The following is a 19,323-nucleotide window of genomic DNA, read 5'->3' on the forward strand; positions in this document are numbered from 1 at the left end:
GCTGCCTATCTTTTTTTACCACAAGTTGGCTCAATCCTTACTAGCTATGGGTTTCAGGTGGGTTGTCACCCCCCCAGCAATTTTATAAGCGTTACCACTGATGAGCTTTGATAATTAAGGAATCAATATGTTTTGGCGACTCTTGAATTTTTCACTTAAATAAAATACACCCTGAATTTAGTGAATTTATGATTAAATAACAATTAGTGTTACTTGATCACACCTTCAGTCAAAATTACCTTACCATTTTGCCGGACTTGTAGGCGTTGGGGGTTAATCGAATAGATAATATTGCCGTTAGTCGCTTCATAAGTTCCGTCATCACCTGTCGTTACTTGCATGACATTGATTTGGCTGCCATTTATCTTGCTGAGGCCGCGGTAAAAAATATCGCCTTCCTGGGTTTTGCAAATGTATATAGAAAAGTTGGGCGTTGCGAAAAATTGCACCATTTGGGCCCTCGGACATCCCTCAACTTGAGCAATTTGCAGCGGTTGATTATTGCCCAAACTGTTGGGTGCGATCGCCCGAACTTTGTCAATCGGTTGATTTAGTGCAGTTGCTTCTGCTGAGGCAGTCAAAAAGCAGATCGCACTAATGCCTGCCATAACTAGAACTACTCCTTTAATGCCCTTAACTCTCTCTTTATAAAACATCTTGTCACTCCTGGTTTTAACTATATAATTACATCTTAAGCGATCCTTGCTGGATATTAATAATATTTAATGTCAAAGGTGAGATGTGCAGGGGACACGGTACAGGGCCGATTTAAGTAAGGTGCGAACTGTGCACGCTACACCAGTAAAAATACATAAGTATGTCAATGCGATCGCAGGAAAGCAATCTCTTGCATTTAGGACATTTTTAAGGTTTTATGACTTGTTCACGCTGATTTGAGAAACCGGGTTTCTTCATATATTTCTCGTTACTAAACCTTTGATTTTCCTAGAAACCAGGTTTCTAGACGCCCAGGCGATCGCTAACTGACTCTTTTACAGGGTAATGTTTATTTGCGCTTAGCTATTTAGTGATATCATGTCCGATCGAGTGACCGAGATTAAAAGGGCTGGTTTTTGAGATTGTCAATTATGGGCAGATATTTTTGGTGAGGGGAACTCCTACCGTATTAGGGTAATCGACCGGACATAATATGAATAAAAAAAGGGAAACAGAAGATACATTTTTACTCCCATTTCCCCTGTTGAAAAGAACCGTCGTCCTGACGGGGAACCTGGTAATTAATTAACTGCTGCCAACTGTTTGTCTTTAATTTCCACTGGCGCGGTTAATGCTTCTTCCAAATCCGCACAGCCGAGTTTTTCCTCCAAAATAGCCATCACTTCGCGGCCGAAATCATTGGAATTACGCTGCCAAGCTTCTAAACAAATTTGCCCGAAAAACGAACCCAAAGGTTCGGGATTCCACAGCAACTTGCGCGCTGTCCAAGGCATCAAACTCATCGGATCGTAACCAGGTTGCAGAATCTCCTTTTTAAAGGCGTATTCCTCCAAAATTGTGTGCGGCTGCAACCCGATAAAGAAAATAGCTGGTTCTACTTTATCTACTCCGAAAATTCGCTCTAATTCTCGGTGATAAGCAATAGTTTGCCGGATGGTTTCAAAGGTTTCGTCAATGACGTTAAATGAGTAATTAACGGAAACCACATCGTTGTAACCGGCTGCTTTTAAATCGCGACAATTCTCTAAAACTACTCGCAAGTTGTAGCCCATCCGCATTTTCCGAACCAGTTCCTGGGAACCGCTGGTGATGCCGATTTCAAAGTAATTCATCCCCGTTTTTACCATCAAATCGCACAACTCTGGTGTGAGATTATCCGCACGGATGTAAGCGGCCCAGTGTATATCGTCCATGCCGGCGGCGATGATTTTTTGCAATAATTCAACTGCATCATCGATGAATTTGCGTGCTGGGATAAATTGAGCGTCGGTAAACCAGAAATTGCGGATACCTCGATCGTACAATTGCCGAATCTCCGCCACCACCTCATCCGCCGGATTGATCCGCACTTGTTTCCCTTCAATCACGGTATAAATGCAGTAACAGCAATTATGAGGACAGCCGCGCTTGGTTTGGACTCCGACGTAGAAGTCCATATCTTGTAGATAATAGGAAAACTCGGGCCAAATCGTTTCGATGTAATTGTAATCGCAGGCAGTTTTCTCAATGTTGGCTGGCTTTTCGTGAATTAGCTTCGCGCGCGGCACAGTTTCTCCCACCACATAACACCTTTCCTCGGCCAAATCTTCGCCTTTAATCAACTTCTCCAGCAAAGCTTCGCCTTCCCCCACCGAAACCACAGTCCCCGCCGGCAAACTGCGGCCCAACTGTTCGTAAAACACGCTCACAGCACCGCCTCCGACCACTGCACGAGCTTCGGGGCGGTATTTCCGGGCCCGCTTCAATCCGCGCTTAATCAGTCCCAAATTGCGCCAGAGTTCGGTGTAGTAAGACGTGGCTAAACGCAGTCCTCCGAGGGCTCCCCGGAACTTGATCAGCGGATTTTTGGCGTAGTAAAACTCGAAGGCATTTTGCAACGGATTGCCGCCCCTGCCGCCCACGGGCGCATAAATTTGAATGTCCCGCCAAGAGAAAACCAGCAGCGTCGGCTTAAACTCGTCTATGCTGGCATCCAAAGCTTTAGCGAAATCCAGGGGGGGTACGGCACCTAAATCGAAAATGCGCTGTTCGACATCGGGAAACAGCTTGTGTACGTGATCCGAAAGATACACAACTCCGATCGGGAAAATAGGATTGCAGGGGAGGCGAACGTACAGGACTCGGTTTTCTCGGTTTTCCATGATTGCCATATCCTAAAGTGGAACTTTTTCAGCTATGTTAATATTCTTTTAATATAACTTTACAATATGTCTAATTTTCGCAATTTGACATTAAATATTCTTAAATTTTTCTATTGGGTTCCAGGCCGAGCTTGTTGGTGTCGATCGGCGAGAGCAGCAGAAAAAAGCTAATTTTTAAGTCAATACAGCGTATTTTGAATGAAAATCCCAGCGGGGAGTCAAAAATCCGATATTTATCCGGTTAGATTTTAATTTAAGTTCGATCGGTCTCTCATGTATTAGGGAGTTGGTAGTCGGCTTTACAGTAGGCGGGATCACCTAGTGTTAGCCTGAGAAGATAACTAAAACTTTTAGGCAAGGCTCCCTCAGCAGTTATGGCTCAAATTCTTGACCCCGTACCCTCAGACACCGACAGCAAGATTCTGTGCTGCTACGTTAACGCCACCAGTCAGATTCAGATTGCTCGCATCGCCAACATTCCTAACTGGTACTTTGAACGAGTGGTGTTTCCCGGACAGCGCTTAGTGTTTGAAGCGATGCCGGCCGCAGCATTGGAAATTCACACCGGGATGATGGCCAGTGCAATTTTGTCGGATAAAATTCCTTGCGATCGCTTGCAGATTAACGAAGGCCCCTATTCAAACGTCAATCCTAGCAGATCGCGAGAGGCAGTTCAGGGCGATCGAGCAGCAATGACTGGCCGCCCCAAATCCCGAGAAATCTCAGAACCTCTGACTGTACCGGCACTAACGGCCGTTGATTAATTGAAGTTGTGAGTTTTGAGTTATAAATTGTCAGTGAATTGATAACTCCGCGCTCAAAATTCCAACTTCAACAAAGCCTTAAAAACTCAACACTTAAGAATCAAAGTTTGTGAAATGAATTTTAGATCAAAACTCCCGACGGCAAATATTGTCCGGTTTTTCCTATTTCCCTGAGTTTGGTTGGCGGGTTCGGCAACTGTGCAAAAATATCATTAAACAGCTTCTCGAATTTCAGCCATGTCAGCACAACCTCTTGCTTCTTCCCCATCTTCGGCCCCAGTATTTGAGCCGGCGGTATTCCGGCTTTCTCCCCTGATTAGAATCACGCTGTTGAGCTTGTACACAGCCCTGACAATTCCCTTGCCGTTTTTGTCGGAAGTAACAAAAGCACCGGTTCCCCCGGCGGGCCTCTGGGCGGCAATCTTTGTCGGCGCTGTGGGCCTGTACGGCGTGCTCAGTGAAAGGGTAATTTTGAGCGAGGAGGGGATTGAAGTCACATATCCCAACTGGTTTCCGCGTTGGTTTCGCAAGGGTTGGTCGCTACCTTGGACTGAGGTAAAAGCTCTCAAACCTCGATCGACCGGTCAAGGAGGTTTAGTTTACTATTTTTTGAGTCATTCGGGTGAAGGTTATTTGTTGCCAATGCGAGTGGCTGGGTTTGGTAAATTAGTCGGTTTGGTAGAAGCAAAAACAGGTATTGATACTAGAGATGTCCGCCCTTTGTCGCAGCCTTGGATGTATCTTATTTTGCTGGGATGTACGCTGCTGTTGCTGTTGGTAGATGCGTGGACTATTGTTACGGCGATCGGGATTAAAGGTAATCTGTAAATTTCTTGTGGGGCGGGCAAGATGCCCGCCCCCAATATCCAGGCTAAATGTGGAACATCTTATTATCAAACACGCACAAAAAAGAAAAACCCGGTTTCTTTAAAAAGCCGGGTTTTTGCTTATTCTATTGTTTATTTAAGCTACTTAACTTCAGCAGAGCGCCGACTGTTAGGTGATTCGTAGTAAACTCCAGAACCTGTATCGGAGACAAAATGACAATCCCAGTAAGAGCGAATAAAGCTTTTCCAAATTGGCTCAGTTGACTTGCGGTAATAATCGCCCAACACTGGCTTGATGGCTTCCGTTGCTTCCTTCAAGTGATAGTGCGGCATGGTCGAGAAAATGTGGTGGGCTACGTGGGTGCCGATGTCGTGATGGATGGAATTGATGATTCCGTAGTCGCGATCGATCGTAGACAATGCACCTTTCAAGAAAGACCAATCTTTACCGCGATACCAAGGAATATCGGCTTCTGTGTGGTGCAGGAATGTTACCAAATCCAGCCACATCACGAACACTACATAGGGAACTAAGTAGAACTTGAGTAAAAACAGCCAACCAAACTGATAGGTTAGCGCGCCTAAAAAGCCTACCATCAGTACCAAGGATGCGGAACTCGTCAACACCTCCCATTTTTCGGACGGACGGAAAAGCGAGCTACCGGGCATGAAGTGAGAACCAGTTCGATCGGGCGATCGGCGAAATAGATAAATTGGATAGGCAAATAACATCAAATAAAAGCGTCCCAGCTTTTCGTACCAAGGCATTTGATTGTATTTGCTCTCCGATACCGGATACCAGCTTTCATCGTTATCTAAGCTGCCTGTATTGGCGTGGTGGGTTCTGTGACTAATCCGCCAACCGTGGAAGGGCACGAGAATTGGAGCGTGAGAGAGGTGTCCGATCAGGTTGTTGAGCCATTTGCTCTTAGAAAATGAACCGTGTCCGCAGTCGTGGCCCACTACAAACAATGCCCAAAACATGGTTCCCTGCATCAACCAAAAGATTGGGTAAAAAAGCCAGGAATCGACGGTGTAGGCGATCGCATATAAACCTGCGATGATGCCAATATCTAAAAAGAAATAAGCCAGAGATTTCCATGCCGAGGGCTCAAAACAGTGGGCTGGAATGGCTGCCTTGATATCTTGAAGAGTAAAAGGTAACTCTGCTGTACGAGAGGATGAGCCTGGATTGCTCGCGGGATTGAGAACAGTATTTGATTGCACGAAGTTTCCGATTTAAGCTGACTTGAGAAACCGCATTCCGCCTTCTTTTAACAGTCAATCGATTTTAGATTTTAGATTTTAGATTTTAGATTTACTCCACAGATGAATCTGGGGGCTTAAACTAATATCTAAATTTTTTGGCTCTCCCCGACATGAGTCGGGGGGTTGTATCCCTATGCAGGTGAGGTCAGTTTCAACCTGCAAGGAGCCATATTTTTACTCTGCAAGGGTTTCTAAAGTTCTTTAGTTCGCATGAATAGCCCGTCCGCGATTCTCAAGCAAGTTGGCTTGTCGAATACTTGTGTCGGAAAAATTAGTGCGATCGACCCTGTTATCTGAAAAAATCTCCTGTGCCCGTTGTTGGTGCGAAATGCGACTTCAATCTGAGAGTGGACATCTGGAGGAACTACCTCCAGTCTGCAGGTAGCATACAGCGTTTCGAGCAAGAATTGTGAACGAGAGTGTAGGGAAAAACCATCGATTTTAGATTTGCGATTTTAGATTCAAGCACAAATCTCCAATCTCCAATCTTCAATCTTCAATCTCCCATCTCCAATCCGAGGGTTGGGTTTCACACAAGTTCTACCCAACCGACTGTTCACTACTGTTCACAAATTCTGCAAGAACTGCTAAAGCTAAGTTAATGTAACATTTCTACACACATTCTGGCAATGACTTACCATAAAAACTTGAAAATCCATAAATTGGGGAAAGTGACGGGCAATCGCTTTCCCGCTTTTTTATTTTTTAGGTTCCAGCTTTTTCTAATATGAGCTTAGACCGTTTTACCATTTCTGGAACGTCGATCGGATAATCACCAGTGAAACACGCCGAACAAAAACTCATTGGGTCTTCGTTAGTCGCCTTCAGCATTCCATCCCAACTCAAGAAAGCCAAAGAATCTACCCCAATTTGGGCGCCAATTTCTGCGACTGACTTAGTAGCCGCAATCAACTGATCTTGATTGTCGGTGTCGATCCCGTAGAAACAAGGATGAGTCACCGGCGGCGAGGAAATTCTCATGTGAACTGCTGTTGCACCCGCATCCCGCAAGGCTTTGACTATTTTGCGACTGGTAGTACCGCGCACGATCGAATCGTCGATAATAATTACTCGCTTTCCTTCCAAGACATCTTTGAGAGGGTTGAGTTTCATGCGGATTCCTGACTCCCGCATTGTCTGAGTCGGTTGAATAAAAGTGCGCCCGACGTAGCGATTTTTAATCAATCCTTCGGCGTAAGGAATGCCGGAAGCTTGAGAAAAGCCGATCGCCGCCGGGATTCCAGAATCGGGAACGCCGATAACTATATCAGCATCAGCCGGAGATTCTGCTGCCAACAAACGCCCGATCCGCAGTCGGTAGCTGTATAAACTTTCACCTTCCATTTGGCTGTCGGGTCGAGCAAAATAGATCATTTCAAAGATGCAAAGTTTGCGCTTTTGTTGCTGACTCCAGTGGAAGGAAGCCATACCTTCCTCTGTAATCCAAACTAATTCCCCCGGTTCTACGTCCCGCAAAAATTCAGCACCAATAATATCTAAGCCACAAGTTTCCGATGCTAAAACGTATCGTACCGGAGTTGTGGGGAGGATGCCAATTACCAACGGGCGGACGCCTTGGGGGTCGCGGACTCCCATCACGCCTTTGGGGGTGGCGATGGTCAAACTAAAGGCTCCTTGGCACATACCAAAGGCGCTGATCGCTGCTTCCAGCCAGTCTTTGCCCTTGTCTACTTCGGAACCGATCGCCACTGCGATCGCCTCTGAATCCGTCGTACTGACAAATTCGCACTTCCGAGACAGCAATTCTTCGCGCAATTCTTTAGTATTGACAAGATTCCCGTTATGTGCTAATGCCAGACTTCCCAAACGGGTTTGGACGACAACAGGTTGAGCGTTGACCACGCGCGAGGAGCCGGTAGTAGAGTAGCGAGTGTGGCCTACTGCTAAGTTACCGGGCAAGTGACCTAAACTCGATTCGTTAAAGACTTGGGAAACCAGTCCCATATCTTTGTGCAGGTGGACTTTTTCACCTTCAAAGGTGGCAATTCCTGCTGATTCCTGACCGCGGTGCTGCAAAGCATACAAACCGAAGTAGGTCAACTTGGCGACATCTTCACCCGGTGCGTAGATACCGAAAACGCCACAAGCTTCCTCGGGCTTGTCGGGTTTACTAGAATGCTCGTCAGCCGCGAAGGAATGGTTGGGAATCATAGATGGGTGGGTTCCTAATGGGGAAGGTGGGTTAGGGGGACAGTTTCAGCGGGAAATCTTGTTTGCGAAAGCGTCGCATAACTTAACATTCCCTTAATCTTGCCACGGATCTGTCATTATTTCCAACTCGTGTAGCATTTCAGACAGAAGCGATGCGGCGTTTAAGGGCATTGTAGTATCGATCGCTCGCAAATTCTATACTAACCTTGATTAAGGGCGGGCGAGGGATGTGGCGAGGGATGCGGCGATTGTCAAACGAAGTCCGCGCAACGCCAGAATGAAGAGATCGGCGATCGTGCAATGGCAAATAAATTAGGAAATTGCTTGATGGGCTTTTTGAAATATTAGAATTTAAGGGCGATCGAGGTTGACTTTTCTGTGAGATTGACCTACTATATCATCATGGGAATCTGTGCGGCCATGTAAAGTCAATTTTGGGCGCGATAGAGTATTAAGTAATGTCGTATTTTGTAGGGTGCGTCGCTATGAGATTGGCCTCTTACTTGGAGATTGTTTCGGGCGACGCACCCTACAGCTTCAACCCACGCACCATCAGGTTTACGTTGGTGTAGACGCGGTTTCAACCGCCGATTCCAATTCTTGAAAAATTTTGTAACTACCGCAAACTACTTCGATACAAATATCCCCTTCCAGTCGAAAGTAGAAAAGGGACGAAGAACCTGTCTCAACCAAACCGGCTTGATTTTGAAAAGGATAGGACAAAGTAGATAAAATTTGACTCTTATCTTCTGTCAATTGTCTTAATTCTGCGTTACCCACCCAGAAGCAAGACTCTTCTGAGTCGGAGTTGACTGGTTGAGAGATTACCTGATGAACGAGTTGATAGAATTCGATGGAAGTGTCATAAATCCCGGTTCCGAATGTAAAGTCTAAGCGCAAGGTTAAAGGTTGGGGGATTAGAGTAATGCCTGCAAGGTCGGCACTTTTCAAGTCTTCTATGCAAAAATGTTTTAAAGGGCGATTCCCTACGGGATAGCTACGCTTCACGGCTGTAAGAGTCATATAATTATATTTTCTCCGGTACTGTGGGTGTTTGAACCTGCCATGAATTGAATCTGATTGCCAAACTGGTCGTATCGGCGGCGGTAACTTTTACCGCGATCGTTTTTTATTTTAGGCCCAGTTCGGACAATTTCACCAGCGGGTCTAATATGAATTAAACTACCATCAGGATGCTCGAATGTTTCATATCCACCCTCTGTTTTAGTTTTGAATACAAAGCCGCTATCTGCTATAATCACTTATAATCACTAGGGCTTCTGACTTGGTTTTTGCCGTTAAATTAGGCAACTGCTGAGATGCTACATTCCTTGCTGCTGTCGGTCAAGTTTCTGCACCAACTGAGCGCGTTTTTGCTCCCACCAATCATCGGTAATCTCTATAGAATTGCCACTATCCAAACCAGCCAAAAATAACGACTCAACCCGCGCGAGTCTTGCTTGTTCTTGGCGAATTAGATGCAAGATGTATTCCGCTGCATTACTGTAGCCTCCGATTCCACTTGTTCGTTAATAAAATTTTGAATTGAATGGGGCAGAGGAAGATTGAGGGTCATATTTTTTATCCTTCCTAATATGTGACATTGGCATATTTTAACTATTATAGGACTTATGCGCGGGTGGTTAGGAACCTGGTTTTTTGGCCCAGAAGACGCGCTACAAACCGCAGAAACCGCAAAAAGCCCGGTTATGAAGGTTTTGATGCGTCCAGGACTATATTTATAAACCAGGTTGAAACAGCCGAGTCTTAAAATAAGAGTCCTCGCGGGAGACTACAGCAAAGAAGCGAAAACCCGAGACTACGCGGAAACCAAAGCCACGCGAAAACCGATGTCCGAGTAACGATCGCCCGCCGAATTGCTAAGACGATACGCACTGCGACAATTCACCGCAGAGTCCTTCCAGGAACCGCCACACCGCACCCGGCGATCGCTTCGATCGTTGTCGGAATGACTGCACCATTCCCAAACATTTCCGTGCATATCATAAAGTCCAAAAGCATTGGGTGAAAAATTCCCGACATCAGTTGTTTGTTTGCGGTAAAGTCCCTTCGATGCCCCAGCGTAGGGATTATTGCCATTATAATTAACTAAATCTGGGGTAATTGTTTCACCAAAATAGAAAGGTGTTTTAGTTCCGGCGCGGCAAGCATATTCCCATTCCGCTTCTGAAGGTAAGCGATAAGTCTTGCCTGTTTTTTTAGAAAGCCGCTTGCAGAATTCCACAGCGTCATTCCAGCTTACTTTTTCGACCGGAAGTTTCGCACCTTTGAACTCAGAAGGGTTATTTCCCATCACCGCTTGGTATTGTTCTTGAGTTATCTCATATTTACCCATAAAAAAAGTAGGGATCTTCACGGTACGCTGCGGCCCTTCATAACTACTTCGTCCGGCTTCCGTATCGGGCGAACCCATCACGAAACTGCCACCAGGAATTGCTACCATTTCTAGAGTAATACCATTCCCCATATTTTCTATAAAAGCCTGTGCTTTTCCTTGACGGCGGTTGGCAATTTGCCCCGTTGAGTTGACTGTCACTGTTTCAAAAGTAAAGCTTTTTAAAGCATTGGAAGATGGCGTAGGTTTTGGAGTTTCTGGTGCGGGTTTGGGAGATGGTTTGGGAGATGGTTTTGGCGATGGACTTTCTGCTACAGATTGTGGAGATGGTTTTGGCGATGAACTTTTGGCTGTAGTTTTTGGAGATGATTTTTGAGCTGATGATTTAGGAGATGGCTGTTCCTTGTTGGATGAAGGTGGAAGATTTGGTGAAGATGAAGAAGTTTTGTTGTTCAACAAACTTTGACCCAGCACAGCTAATGCAAATCCTCCCCCAGCAAAACCCGCTAATTGCAAGAAACCTCGCCTTGTTGTGTTAGTTCGTAACGGCAAAGAGTGCTGTGGAATCACAGGAATTGTGGGAATTGGTGTCGGTGCGGGAGATTGTGTTGACTGACGTTGAAAATCTCTTAAAACTTCCTCTGCTGATTGATAGCGCTGCTGGATATCTTTTGCCAACAACTTAGATAAAATGAATTCCAATTCCTTGTCTATCGGACTTTTCAAATGTTGCTGCCAATTTGCAGTCCAGCTATAACCGTGTTCCGTCCACAAACCATAAGGATGTAACCCCGTCAGTAGATGAAAAGCCGTCGCCCCCAAGCTAAACAAATCGCTGGCTGCATAAGCTTCACCCCCTTGCATTTGTTCAAGCGGTGCATAACCATGCGAACCAATTTGCGTTCCCTGTCGCGATATCACTGTTCCCGACAACTGTTTGGAAACTCCGAAATCAATCAGCATTAACAAACCGTCGCTGCGACGGCGCATAATATTCTCAGGCTTGATATCTCGGTGAATGATTTTTTGTTCGTGAATAAAGTTGAGAACAGGTAAAAGTTCGAGTAATAGTTGCTTAACTTGGCTTTCTTGCAAAATTCCCTGATTTTGGAAAAGCGTCAACAAATTCTCCCCATCAACAAACTGCTGTACGAGATACAAATATTTGTTGTCTTCAAAGTAGGCATCAAGGGATGGAATTTGGGGATGTTGTCCTAGCTGTTGCAGTTGTCTAGCTTCTAGCTGAAATAATTCTACCGCTTTGTTAATCGCCCAAGTTCCCTGGACATCGGGTGCTAATTGTTTAACGACACAGCGTTGATTTAGTCTATCAATATCTTCTGCTAAATAGGTTCGACCGAAGCCACCTTGACCGAGGAGTTTGATCATGCGGAAGCGATTTCGCAGGATGGGTACGAGTTGAAGGCCACAACTGATGCAATATGTTTGCCCGTCCGGGTTTTGAGGATTGGGGCAATCGGGATTGATACAGCAAATCATTTATTTTAGGAATGATATTGTTTATATTGTATAGGACTTTCGATACAAATATTCCCTTCCAGTCGAAAGTAGAAAAGGGACGAAGAACCTGTCTCAACCAAACCTGCTTGATTTTGAAAAGGATAGGACAAAGTAGATAAAATATGACTTTTATCTTCTGTCAATTGTCTTAATTCTGCGTTAGCCACATTGTGTAGCTATAGTTGGCTGTGACTGAATTGAAGGATAAGTATGACAGGAGTGAACCGTGCCAATAAATTATGGTAAAAATTAACGCTTCAGCTCAATATCAAACTCAAGCCGAGAACGATAAAAGTGAACGTCAAATTCTAAGAAAAAATTTGTCTGTCCCAGAATCAATGATACACTATCACTTTTTGCCCAAGCAAATACTAATCTTACCGGAGCAAACTCCCCTATTTCAGCCATGAAAAATACTGGCATCGCTGGTTGATTACCCACGTTACCAGCCAGTCGAATAATGGCTTTGCTGTCATCCCACACTAAGCCAAGCTGAATTCCTATTTGGTAAGGCAATACACTCACTGTTGCACCGCTGTCTACTAACCCAACAACTTCGACTCTCTGGTTATTGTGGCGCAGAATCAAGGGAATGCGCGGTAAGCTGTCAAACTCATCTTGAGAGGGGTGATTGGTAGAGTATTGAAATCGCATAATACTCACTTTTCGTCGCTGTTAGCCAGATTCATTGCCTGCATCAAAGCTGCACCAGCGCCAAAAGTATCGTAGGGAGTTGGTAAGTAGTAAGTCTTGTAAGGTTCCAAAGGAAAAATATTCTCACTGATATCTTCTTCCGCCATGAGAATACGGATTAACTCTCGTTTATCGATCGCAGACAGTTTTCTAATGGTAGGGAGTAATTCTGTTAGTGTCATCGGTTGTTTTCCTACGATGCGTCTATCTTGATGATAGCAGGTCAACAGTTTTTGTACGGTGCGGATCTGTGGGATATTCGATGGAATTTACAGGTTTGAGATGGCGACGCACCTGACTGACTCTCGCCGTGTGTCGCTGCGAGATTGTCGATTTGATTTGCAGATTTTTCAATGCGACGCACCCTACCACTACTACGCGGAAACTAGGACGAGGAAGAAACCGACGCTACCGCAACCCGAAAACCGAGGTGCCTGCTGCGATGGACCGCCCAATTCCTGCCACGATAGGCACTACGGCAATAGACCGTATTGCAGTTCCAGGCACCAGCACGCAGCACTCGGTTATTATCTGTTCCAGTTTCCCAAGAACTTCCATCAGTCGGTGCGCCGTTATAATTACCATGCCATTTATCGCTGCACCATTCCCAAACATTCCCGTGCATATCATACAAACCAAACGGATTCGGCGGAAAACTCCCCACATCAGTTGTTTGTTTGCGGTAAAGTCCTTTCGGCGCAGCACCGTAGGGATAATTGCCATCATAATTAACTAAATCCGGGGTAATTGTGTCGCCCAAATAGAAAGGCGTTGTAGTTCCGGCGCGACAAGCATATTCCCATTCGGCTTCCGAAGGTAAGCGATAAATCTTGCCGGTTTTTTGAGAAATTTTCTGGCAGAATTCCAGAGCATTATTCCAGCTTACTTGTTCTACAGGACGTTTCAAACCTTTGATCTCAGAAGGGTTATTCCCCATCACTACTTCCCACTGTTCTTGAGTAATGGGATATTTACCCATAAAAAAAGGAGAGATATTAACAGTACGCTGCAGCCCTTCATTGTTACTTCGCCCTGCTTCCGTATTGGGGGAACCCATCACGAAACTGCCACCAGGAATTGCTACCATGTCTAAGATTGCACCGCTACCTAAATTTTCACTAAAAAATTGTGCTTCACGGCGTTGACCGCTACTTATATTACCCCGCACATCAACTGTCACCGGGTCAAAGTCAAACCTTTTTAAAGTCTGTATAAAATTTGGTGTTGACTGACGTTGAAAATCTCTTAAAACTTCCTCGGCTGATTGATAGCGCTGCTGGATATCTTTTGCCAACAACTTAGATAAAATCAATTCCAATCGCTTATCTATGGGACTCTTCAAATGTTGCTGCCAATTTCCAGTCCAGCTATAACCGTGTTCCGTCCACAAATCAGAAGGATATATCCCCGTCAGTAGATGAAAAGCCGTCGCCCCCAAGCTAAACAAATCGCTGGCTGCATAAGCTTCACCTCCTTGCATTTGTTCAAGCGGTGCATAACCAGGCGTACCAATTTTTGTTCCCAGTCTCGACATCACTGTTCCCGACAACTGTTTAGAAACTCCGAAATCAATTAGAATAAACAAACCGTCACTGCGACGGCGCATAATATTCTCAGGATTGATATCTCGATGAATAATTTTTTGTTCGTGAATAAAGTTGAGAACAGGTAAAAGTTCGAGTAATAGTTGGTTAACTTGGCTTTCTTGCCAAATTCCCTGATTTTGGAAAAGGTTTAACAAATTATCACCATCGACAAACTGCTGTACGAGATACAAATAGTTTTCTTCTTCAAAACAGGCATCTAGTGATGGAATTTGGGGATGTTGTCCTAGCTGTTGCAGTTGTCTGGCTTCTTGCTGAAATAATTCTACCGCTTTGTTAATTGCCCAAGTTCCCTGAACATTTGTTGGCGCTAATTGTTTAACGACACAGCGTTGATTTAATTTATCAATATCTTCTGCTAAATAAGTTCTGCCGAAGCCACCTTGACCGAGGAATTTGATCATGCGGAAACGATTTCGCAGGATGGGTACGAGTTCAAAGCCACAACTGATGCAATATGTTTGTCCGTCCTGGTTTTCAGGTTTTTCACAGTCGGAATTGATACAGCAAATCATTTATTTTATGAATGATACTGTTTATATTGTAGAGATGAATTGGGTGATTGACACGGCGATTGATTGGGGGATTGACAGGGAAATTGAAACGGCGATTGAAATCACTTCTACACAAACAAAGTCCCCCTTCGCGGCCTCAAGAAATGCAAGCCACGTCGGCGGGTTTCGTCTGTGTAGAGGCGGTTTCAACCGCCGTGTGTATCGACTGCGATTAGACAGATGCAATCCGACGCTCGATCGCATTATAGAACCGATCGCCCATCTCACCCATCGAAACCTCAATTAACACTTGATTGTCAGCAGTCACCACCCGCAAAGGTGATTCAGCACAGCAAACTAAACCAATTTTCTGCCACATTTTGGTCAAATGTTCTTGCAGGTAAGCTTCCCAAATTTCTTGATTTTTCGGTGCGACTGAAACTACAATGCAGTTGCCCATCTCACCAAACAAAATTTCATCCCAGCGGCTGACATTTGCCGAGTTGAAACTGAGATGAATTTCCGCACCCATTTTAGCAGAAATACAAGATTCCGCGAGGGCGATCGCAATTCCACCTTCCGCACAATCATGGGCAGAACATACCCAACCTTGCCGAATTCCAGCGCGACAAACCGATTGCACTTTTCTTTCTAACTCAAAATCTATCCTTGGCGGTTTCCCAGCTACAATCCCGTGAATTGCCGCTAAATATTCCGAACCTCCCAAAGTAGGAGAAGTTTCAATTTTTGAGCTTTCAGATGGAAGTTCGGATTTTTGGGATGATTCACCAATTCCCAGAACATAAATTAAATCACCTTTCTTTAGCCAAGCTTGGCCAGAAATCTTCGTCAAATCGGGAATTAACCCCACCATTCCGATTACCGGAGTCGGATAAATTGGTTGAGGATTCCCCTCAGCATCAACCGTTTCATTGTAAAGAGAAACATTGCCGCCAGTAACAGGGGTTCCCAACTCCCGACAAGCATCAGCAATCCCGCGACAAGCTGAGGCTAACTGCCAATATCCGATCGGCTTTTCAGGACTGCCAAAATTCAAATTATCAGTAACTGCCAGAGGTTCAGCACCCACACAACTTAAATTTCTCGCTGCTTCCGCTACGACTGCTTTTGCACCTTCATAAGGGTCGAGATAAACATAACGAGAATTGCAATCAACCGTTGCAGCAACTCCAGGAATCATCCCCAGGGGCGCTTCCTTCTTGCTGAGGGGGGGAGAAAGTTTGGGAGTTTCCCTACCTTGTGCCTTTGTAAATAGAGGAATTACCTCTTCTTCCTGTTTGCTTTCGGAAGCTAGAGAAACAGCATTTTCTCTCTGTAGATCCCCCTTAGCAAGGGGGTGTACTTCTAACCCGTTAGCAAGGGAAGATTGGCAAGGTTCTAGCGGACGCAATCTGACAACCGCAGCATCAGCACCTCCCGGTAAAACAACAGTATTGTTTTGCACTTGATGATCGTATTGGCGATACACCCAGCGTTTAGAAGCGATGGTGGGAGTATCTAAAAGCGTCAGCAAAATCTGATTCCAAGTTTGGAAATTACCTTGAACTTCGATACCTGCAACTGTGGATTGTGGCAACAAATCTGCCGTCCATTCCCATGCTTTTTTAGCATATTCTGGCGGCTCTGTCAACAATTCTCGGTGATAAATTGGCGTGTTATCTGCCAAAGCAGTCGCGGTAATTTCGGCAGCGATTTCGCCTTTAAATAGAATTCGGACGATCGGCTCTTCAATCACTGTACCCGCTACAACCGCGTGCAATCCCCATCTGTGGAAAATATCGATTAATTCGTGTTCGCGTCCTTTTTGGGCAACAAACAACATCCGTTCTTGGGATTCCGAAAGCAGGTATTCGTAGGGAATCATGCCGCTTTCTCGAACGGGAACTTTGTCTAAATCGAATTCAATGCCGACGCCGCCTTTGGCTGCCATTTCTGATGTGGAACAGGTGATTCCCGCCGCACCCATATCTTGGGCAGCGACGACTGCGCCGGTTTTGAATGCTTCTAAACAAGCTTCAATTAAGGATTTTTCTAAAAATGGATCTCCTACTTGGACGGCGGGGCGATCGTCCATTGATTTGTCTGTCAATTCGGCACTGGCAAAACTTGCTCCTCCCATGCCATCTCGCCCGGTAGTTGAACCGACATAAAGCACGGGATTTCCGATGCCGGATGCGCCGGATTTGACGATTTCTTGAGTTTCCATTAAACCCAAGGCCATGACGTTTACTAGCGGGTTGCCGGAATAAGCCGGATCGAAATAAACTTCGCCTCCAACTGTGGGTACTCCGATGCAATTTCCATAATGGGAAATTCCCGATACTACGCCTTTGAACAATCTCTGAGTTTTGGCATCGTCTAAGTTACCAAAACGCAGGGAATTTAAAAGTGCGATCGGGCGTGCACCCATTGTGAAGATATCGCGGAGAATCCCCCCGACACCGGTTGCTGCACCTTGGAAAGGTTCGACTGCTGACGGGTGGTTGTGGGATTCAATTTTAAAGGCGAGTTGCAAGCCGTCTCCCAAGTCTACGACGCCGGCATTTTCTCCGGGCCCGACGAGAATTCGATCGCCCTCTGTGGGAAACTGTTTTAATAGTGGCCGCGAATTTTTGTAACAGCAGTGTTCGCTCCACATGACGCCGAACATTCCCAATTCAGCTTTATTAGGATGGCGGCCAAGACGCTGAACGATTTCTTGATATTCTTCTGGTGTGAGTCTTTCAGCGGCAATTTGTTGGGGGGAAAATGGAGATTCGGAGATGGGAGACATGGAAACTCGTTATAAACCACAGGCTTTATTCTAAATGCCCTGCGCTTGGTTAATCTAAAATCTATAATCTAAAATCTAAAATCCCAGGCATTTGCTTGGTTAATCTAAAATCTAAAATCTAAAATCTAAAATCGAATGACTTTACCTCGAAATCTCAATTTTGCTAACCAAAACTTGCGGAACCGTTCTTTTAAAGGGCTTGACTTATCTGGGGCGAATTTCAGCGGTTGCGACATTCGAGGCTGCAATTTCACCGGGGCGATTTTGAGGGGGGCAAATTTTCAGGGTGTCCGAACCGGACAAAGCCGCAGGCGGGTAAGAAATTTGATTGCTAGGGCTGGGGTAACTGCGGTAACAGTGACGGCGGCTGGGGCTTTGACTGGACTGATAGCCGGGGCGGATGCGGGGGCTGTGGCTGTGGCTGGAACGGCTGCTACGGCGATTGCTGCGACTCGGTGCGAGGCTGGAATTGTGGCTGGGGCTGTGGCTGGGGCTGCTGCTGCGATCGGCGCTAGCGGTATTGTGACATTTTTGGGCGGAGATACTATCAGGGGAATTGTCTTATTTTTAGTTTCTGGGGTAATTCTTGGGTTAACTGCGATCGGCTTTTTTATTGCTGTTGAAGAAATAGAAAAATTGTCGGTAACGTCGTTTAGAAAAGCTGATTTAACTGATGCTGTTTTCGATCCGGGGGCGGTTCTAGATGCCGATTTTTCCGATGCGCGAGGCTTGCCGTGGTAGACAACCTGCTTCTAAAATCTAAAATCTAAAATCGGATGACTAAGTTTCCCCACGATCAGTTTGCAAAAGAATACCTGCAAGAGTTATTGTCGCCTCTTGGAGAAGTAGAAACGAGCAAAAATGTCACTGCTGAAGTTAGAGAAATTGATGTTTGGTTTCAACCAACTTCTTTTGAGAGCGAATATGAATATGTCCAAAGTTTGGGTTTGTTAGGTAAAATGGCTGCAACGGCGGCGATAATTGAACCGTTTCGCAATCCTGTGACTGCTGAGGGAATTTTTAGCTGTGTCGTTAAGTTATTAAATAGTAGGGCAGAACTGGGGCGGCGGGCTAATCGAGAAAATCAACGTTTTGAGGAAAGACAATTACCGATGTTGTGGATTCTCACTCCCACTGCTTCGGAAGCTTTATTAAATAGTTTTGGTTTTCGGACTTCCGAAGAGTCTGAGGGCTGGGGGAGGGGAATTTATTTTTTATCGGAGGTTTGGAGAGTTGGGTTAATCGCTATTCACCAGCTACCGAGGACTCCAGAGACTATATGGTTGCGGATGTTGGGTAGGGGCAGGGTGCAGCAAGGGGCGATCGCGGAATTAACTGCATTTCCCATTGATGCTTCAATTCGAGCTAATGCGCTACAATTACTTTACATCTTGCAGGAAAATTTGCAAGCGAATACACCAACTAATCCCACAATGGATGATGAAGATCAGGAGTTAGTTATGGCGATCGTACCCCTTTTTCAACAAAAGTTACAAGAAGCACGAGAACAAGGTCTTGTACAAGGTATTGTAAAAGGTCTTGAGCAAGGAAGAGAACAAGGTCTTGAGCAAGGAAGAGAACAAGGTCTTGAGCAAGGAAGAGAACAAGGACAGCGGTTAATTTTAGAGAGTTTCTTGCAGGTAAGATTTGGGGAGTTAGACCCGCTAACTGTCACCTTTTTGCGCCCGGTATCGGCTCTACCTACTGCCGAGTTTACTATGTTGTTAGTCCAATTATCTATGCTGCCGATCGCCCAAACCGATCGCCAACAAGTCCAAAATTTGCTAGCGGAAAGTGTTTTGAACAACCGCTTCAGCCAATCAGGACAAGAAGAACGCCCGGTTAATCTCATCCCCAATTTGCTCGGCTTATCCCCAGAAAATTTATCATTACTGCTGTCAGAATTGCCTCAATTATCGCTGGAAAATCTGATAGCTAGATTACCCAATACACTTGAAAACTAACAATGTGGCGAGAACCCCGACTTCTTAAACAAGTCCGGGTTCTGGG

The 19,323-nt window shown here is 45.3% G+C and carries 16 protein-coding genes; 4 read left to right on the top strand and 12 right to left on the bottom strand.

Going from position 1 to position 19,323, the window contains the following annotated elements:
* Positions 1 to 209 precede the first annotated feature (209 nt).
* Together QT979_RS19340 and QT979_RS19345 are read right to left on the bottom strand one after the other, a co-directional pair.
* Positions 210 to 656, bottom strand: a complete 447-nt coding sequence (locus QT979_RS19340) for a hypothetical protein (RefSeq protein WP_333213561.1) — start codon at positions 654 to 656, stop codon at positions 210 to 212.
* 582 nt (positions 657 to 1,238) lie between these two features.
* Complete coding sequence (locus QT979_RS19345; protein ID WP_333311417.1) at positions 1,239 to 2,819, bottom strand: photosystem II high light acclimation radical SAM protein; 1,581 nt, start codon at positions 2,817 to 2,819, stop codon at positions 1,239 to 1,241.
* 374 nt (positions 2,820 to 3,193) lie between these two features.
* Between QT979_RS19345 and QT979_RS19350 the strand changes: the two genes are divergently transcribed.
* Positions 3,194 to 3,583 (top strand): DUF1830 domain-containing protein, encoded by a 390-nt coding sequence (locus QT979_RS19350; protein WP_333213557.1) that lies wholly within the window; start codon positions 3,194 to 3,196, stop codon positions 3,581 to 3,583.
* A gap of 237 nt (positions 3,584 to 3,820) precedes the next feature.
* On the top strand, positions 3,821 to 4,411 hold the full coding sequence (locus tag QT979_RS19355; RefSeq protein WP_333213555.1) for a hypothetical protein: 591 nt from the start codon (positions 3,821 to 3,823) through the stop codon (positions 4,409 to 4,411).
* A 140-nt stretch (positions 4,412 to 4,551) separates the two neighbouring features.
* On the opposite strand, the gene QT979_RS19360 is transcribed toward QT979_RS19355, so the two are convergent.
* The 10 genes from QT979_RS19360 to purL form a co-directional block, all read right to left on the bottom strand.
* A complete protein-coding gene (locus QT979_RS19360) occupies positions 4,552 to 5,637 on the bottom strand; it encodes a DUF3474 domain-containing protein (RefSeq protein WP_333213553.1) in 1,086 nt (361 codons plus the stop codon).
* 747 nt (positions 5,638 to 6,384) lie between these two features.
* Entirely contained in the window at positions 6,385 to 7,851 is a 1,467-nt protein-coding gene (gene purF / locus QT979_RS19365; RefSeq protein WP_333213551.1) for an amidophosphoribosyltransferase, read from the bottom strand.
* 558 nt (positions 7,852 to 8,409) lie between these two features.
* Entirely contained in the window at positions 8,410 to 8,874 is a 465-nt protein-coding gene (locus QT979_RS19370; RefSeq protein WP_333213549.1) for a hypothetical protein, read from the bottom strand.
* Positions 8,871 to 9,113: a hypothetical protein gene (locus QT979_RS19375; RefSeq protein WP_333213547.1), complete on the bottom strand. Its 243-nt coding sequence runs from the start codon at positions 9,111 to 9,113 to the stop codon at positions 8,871 to 8,873. The genes QT979_RS19370 and QT979_RS19375 overlap by 4 nt, the downstream gene beginning before the upstream one ends.
* Positions 9,114 to 9,173: 60 nt before the next feature.
* Positions 9,174 to 9,335 (bottom strand): hypothetical protein, encoded by a 162-nt coding sequence (locus QT979_RS19380; protein ID WP_333311418.1) that lies wholly within the window; start codon positions 9,333 to 9,335, stop codon positions 9,174 to 9,176.
* Between the two features lie 335 nt (positions 9,336 to 9,670).
* Positions 9,671 to 11,707, bottom strand: a complete 2,037-nt coding sequence (locus QT979_RS19385; protein ID WP_333311419.1) for a bifunctional serine/threonine-protein kinase/formylglycine-generating enzyme family protein — start codon at positions 11,705 to 11,707, stop codon at positions 9,671 to 9,673.
* A 270-nt stretch (positions 11,708 to 11,977) separates the two neighbouring features.
* A complete protein-coding gene (locus QT979_RS19390; protein WP_333106498.1) occupies positions 11,978 to 12,382 on the bottom strand; it encodes a hypothetical protein in 405 nt (134 codons plus the stop codon).
* Between the two features lie 5 nt (positions 12,383 to 12,387).
* Positions 12,388 to 12,603 (bottom strand): hypothetical protein, encoded by a 216-nt coding sequence (locus tag QT979_RS19395; protein WP_333106499.1) that lies wholly within the window; start codon positions 12,601 to 12,603, stop codon positions 12,388 to 12,390.
* 203 nt (positions 12,604 to 12,806) lie between these two features.
* Positions 12,807 to 14,540 (bottom strand): bifunctional serine/threonine-protein kinase/formylglycine-generating enzyme family protein, encoded by a 1,734-nt coding sequence (locus QT979_RS19400; RefSeq protein ID WP_333311420.1) that lies wholly within the window; start codon positions 14,538 to 14,540, stop codon positions 12,807 to 12,809.
* A gap of 211 nt (positions 14,541 to 14,751) precedes the next feature.
* Positions 14,752 to 17,313, bottom strand: coding sequence for a phosphoribosylformylglycinamidine synthase subunit PurL (purL, locus tag QT979_RS19405; protein WP_333311421.1), 2,562 nt, complete (start codon positions 17,311 to 17,313; stop codon positions 14,752 to 14,754).
* Between the two features lie 135 nt (positions 17,314 to 17,448).
* Here purL and QT979_RS19410 point away from each other — a divergent pair, with 135 nt between their 5' ends.
* Both QT979_RS19410 and QT979_RS19415 read left to right on the top strand, forming a co-directional pair.
* Positions 17,449 to 18,054, top strand: a complete 606-nt coding sequence (locus QT979_RS19410) for a pentapeptide repeat-containing protein (protein ID WP_333311422.1) — start codon at positions 17,449 to 17,451, stop codon at positions 18,052 to 18,054.
* Positions 18,055 to 18,089: 35 nt separating this feature from the next.
* Positions 18,090 to 19,277: a flagellar assembly protein H gene (locus QT979_RS19415; RefSeq protein ID WP_333311423.1), complete on the top strand. Its 1,188-nt coding sequence runs from the start codon at positions 18,090 to 18,092 to the stop codon at positions 19,275 to 19,277.
* Positions 19,278 to 19,323 lie beyond the last annotated feature (46 nt).

Origin of the sequence: Microcoleus sp. w2-18bC1 (genome assembly GCF_036700365.1) — a bacterium.
In the GTDB taxonomy this organism is placed as follows: Bacteria; Cyanobacteriota; Cyanobacteriia; order Cyanobacteriales; family Microcoleaceae; genus Microcoleus.

Coding starts and splice junctions, on each gene's coding strand:
- QT979_RS19350 (WP_333213557.1), top strand. CDS start 3,194: ATGGCTCAAATTCTTGACCCCGTACCCTCAGACACCGACAGCAAGATT.
- QT979_RS19355 (WP_333213555.1), top strand. CDS start 3,821: ATGTCAGCACAACCTCTTGCTTCTTCCCCATCTTCGGCCCCAGTATTT.
- purL (WP_333311421.1), bottom strand. CDS start 17,313: ATGTCTCCCATCTCCGAATCTCCATTTTCCCCCCAACAAATTGCCGCT.
- QT979_RS19385 (WP_333311419.1), bottom strand. CDS start 11,707: ATGATTTGCTGTATCAATCCCGATTGCCCCAATCCTCAAAACCCGGAC.
- QT979_RS19370 (WP_333213549.1), bottom strand. CDS start 8,874: ATGACTCTTACAGCCGTGAAGCGTAGCTATCCCGTAGGGAATCGCCCT.
- QT979_RS19340 (WP_333213561.1), bottom strand. CDS start 656: ATGTTTTATAAAGAGAGAGTTAAGGGCATTAAAGGAGTAGTTCTAGTT.
- QT979_RS19410 (WP_333311422.1), top strand. CDS start 17,449: ATGACTTTACCTCGAAATCTCAATTTTGCTAACCAAAACTTGCGGAAC.
- purF (WP_333213551.1), bottom strand. CDS start 7,851: ATGATTCCCAACCATTCCTTCGCGGCTGACGAGCATTCTAGTAAACCC.
- QT979_RS19400 (WP_333311420.1), bottom strand. CDS start 14,540: ATGATTTGCTGTATCAATTCCGACTGTGAAAAACCTGAAAACCAGGAC.
- QT979_RS19395 (WP_333106499.1), bottom strand. CDS start 12,603: ATGACACTAACAGAATTACTCCCTACCATTAGAAAACTGTCTGCGATC.
- QT979_RS19390 (WP_333106498.1), bottom strand. CDS start 12,382: ATGCGATTTCAATACTCTACCAATCACCCCTCTCAAGATGAGTTTGAC.
- QT979_RS19415 (WP_333311423.1), top strand. CDS start 18,090: ATGACTAAGTTTCCCCACGATCAGTTTGCAAAAGAATACCTGCAAGAG.
- QT979_RS19345 (WP_333311417.1), bottom strand. CDS start 2,819: ATGGAAAACCGAGAAAACCGAGTCCTGTACGTTCGCCTCCCCTGCAAT.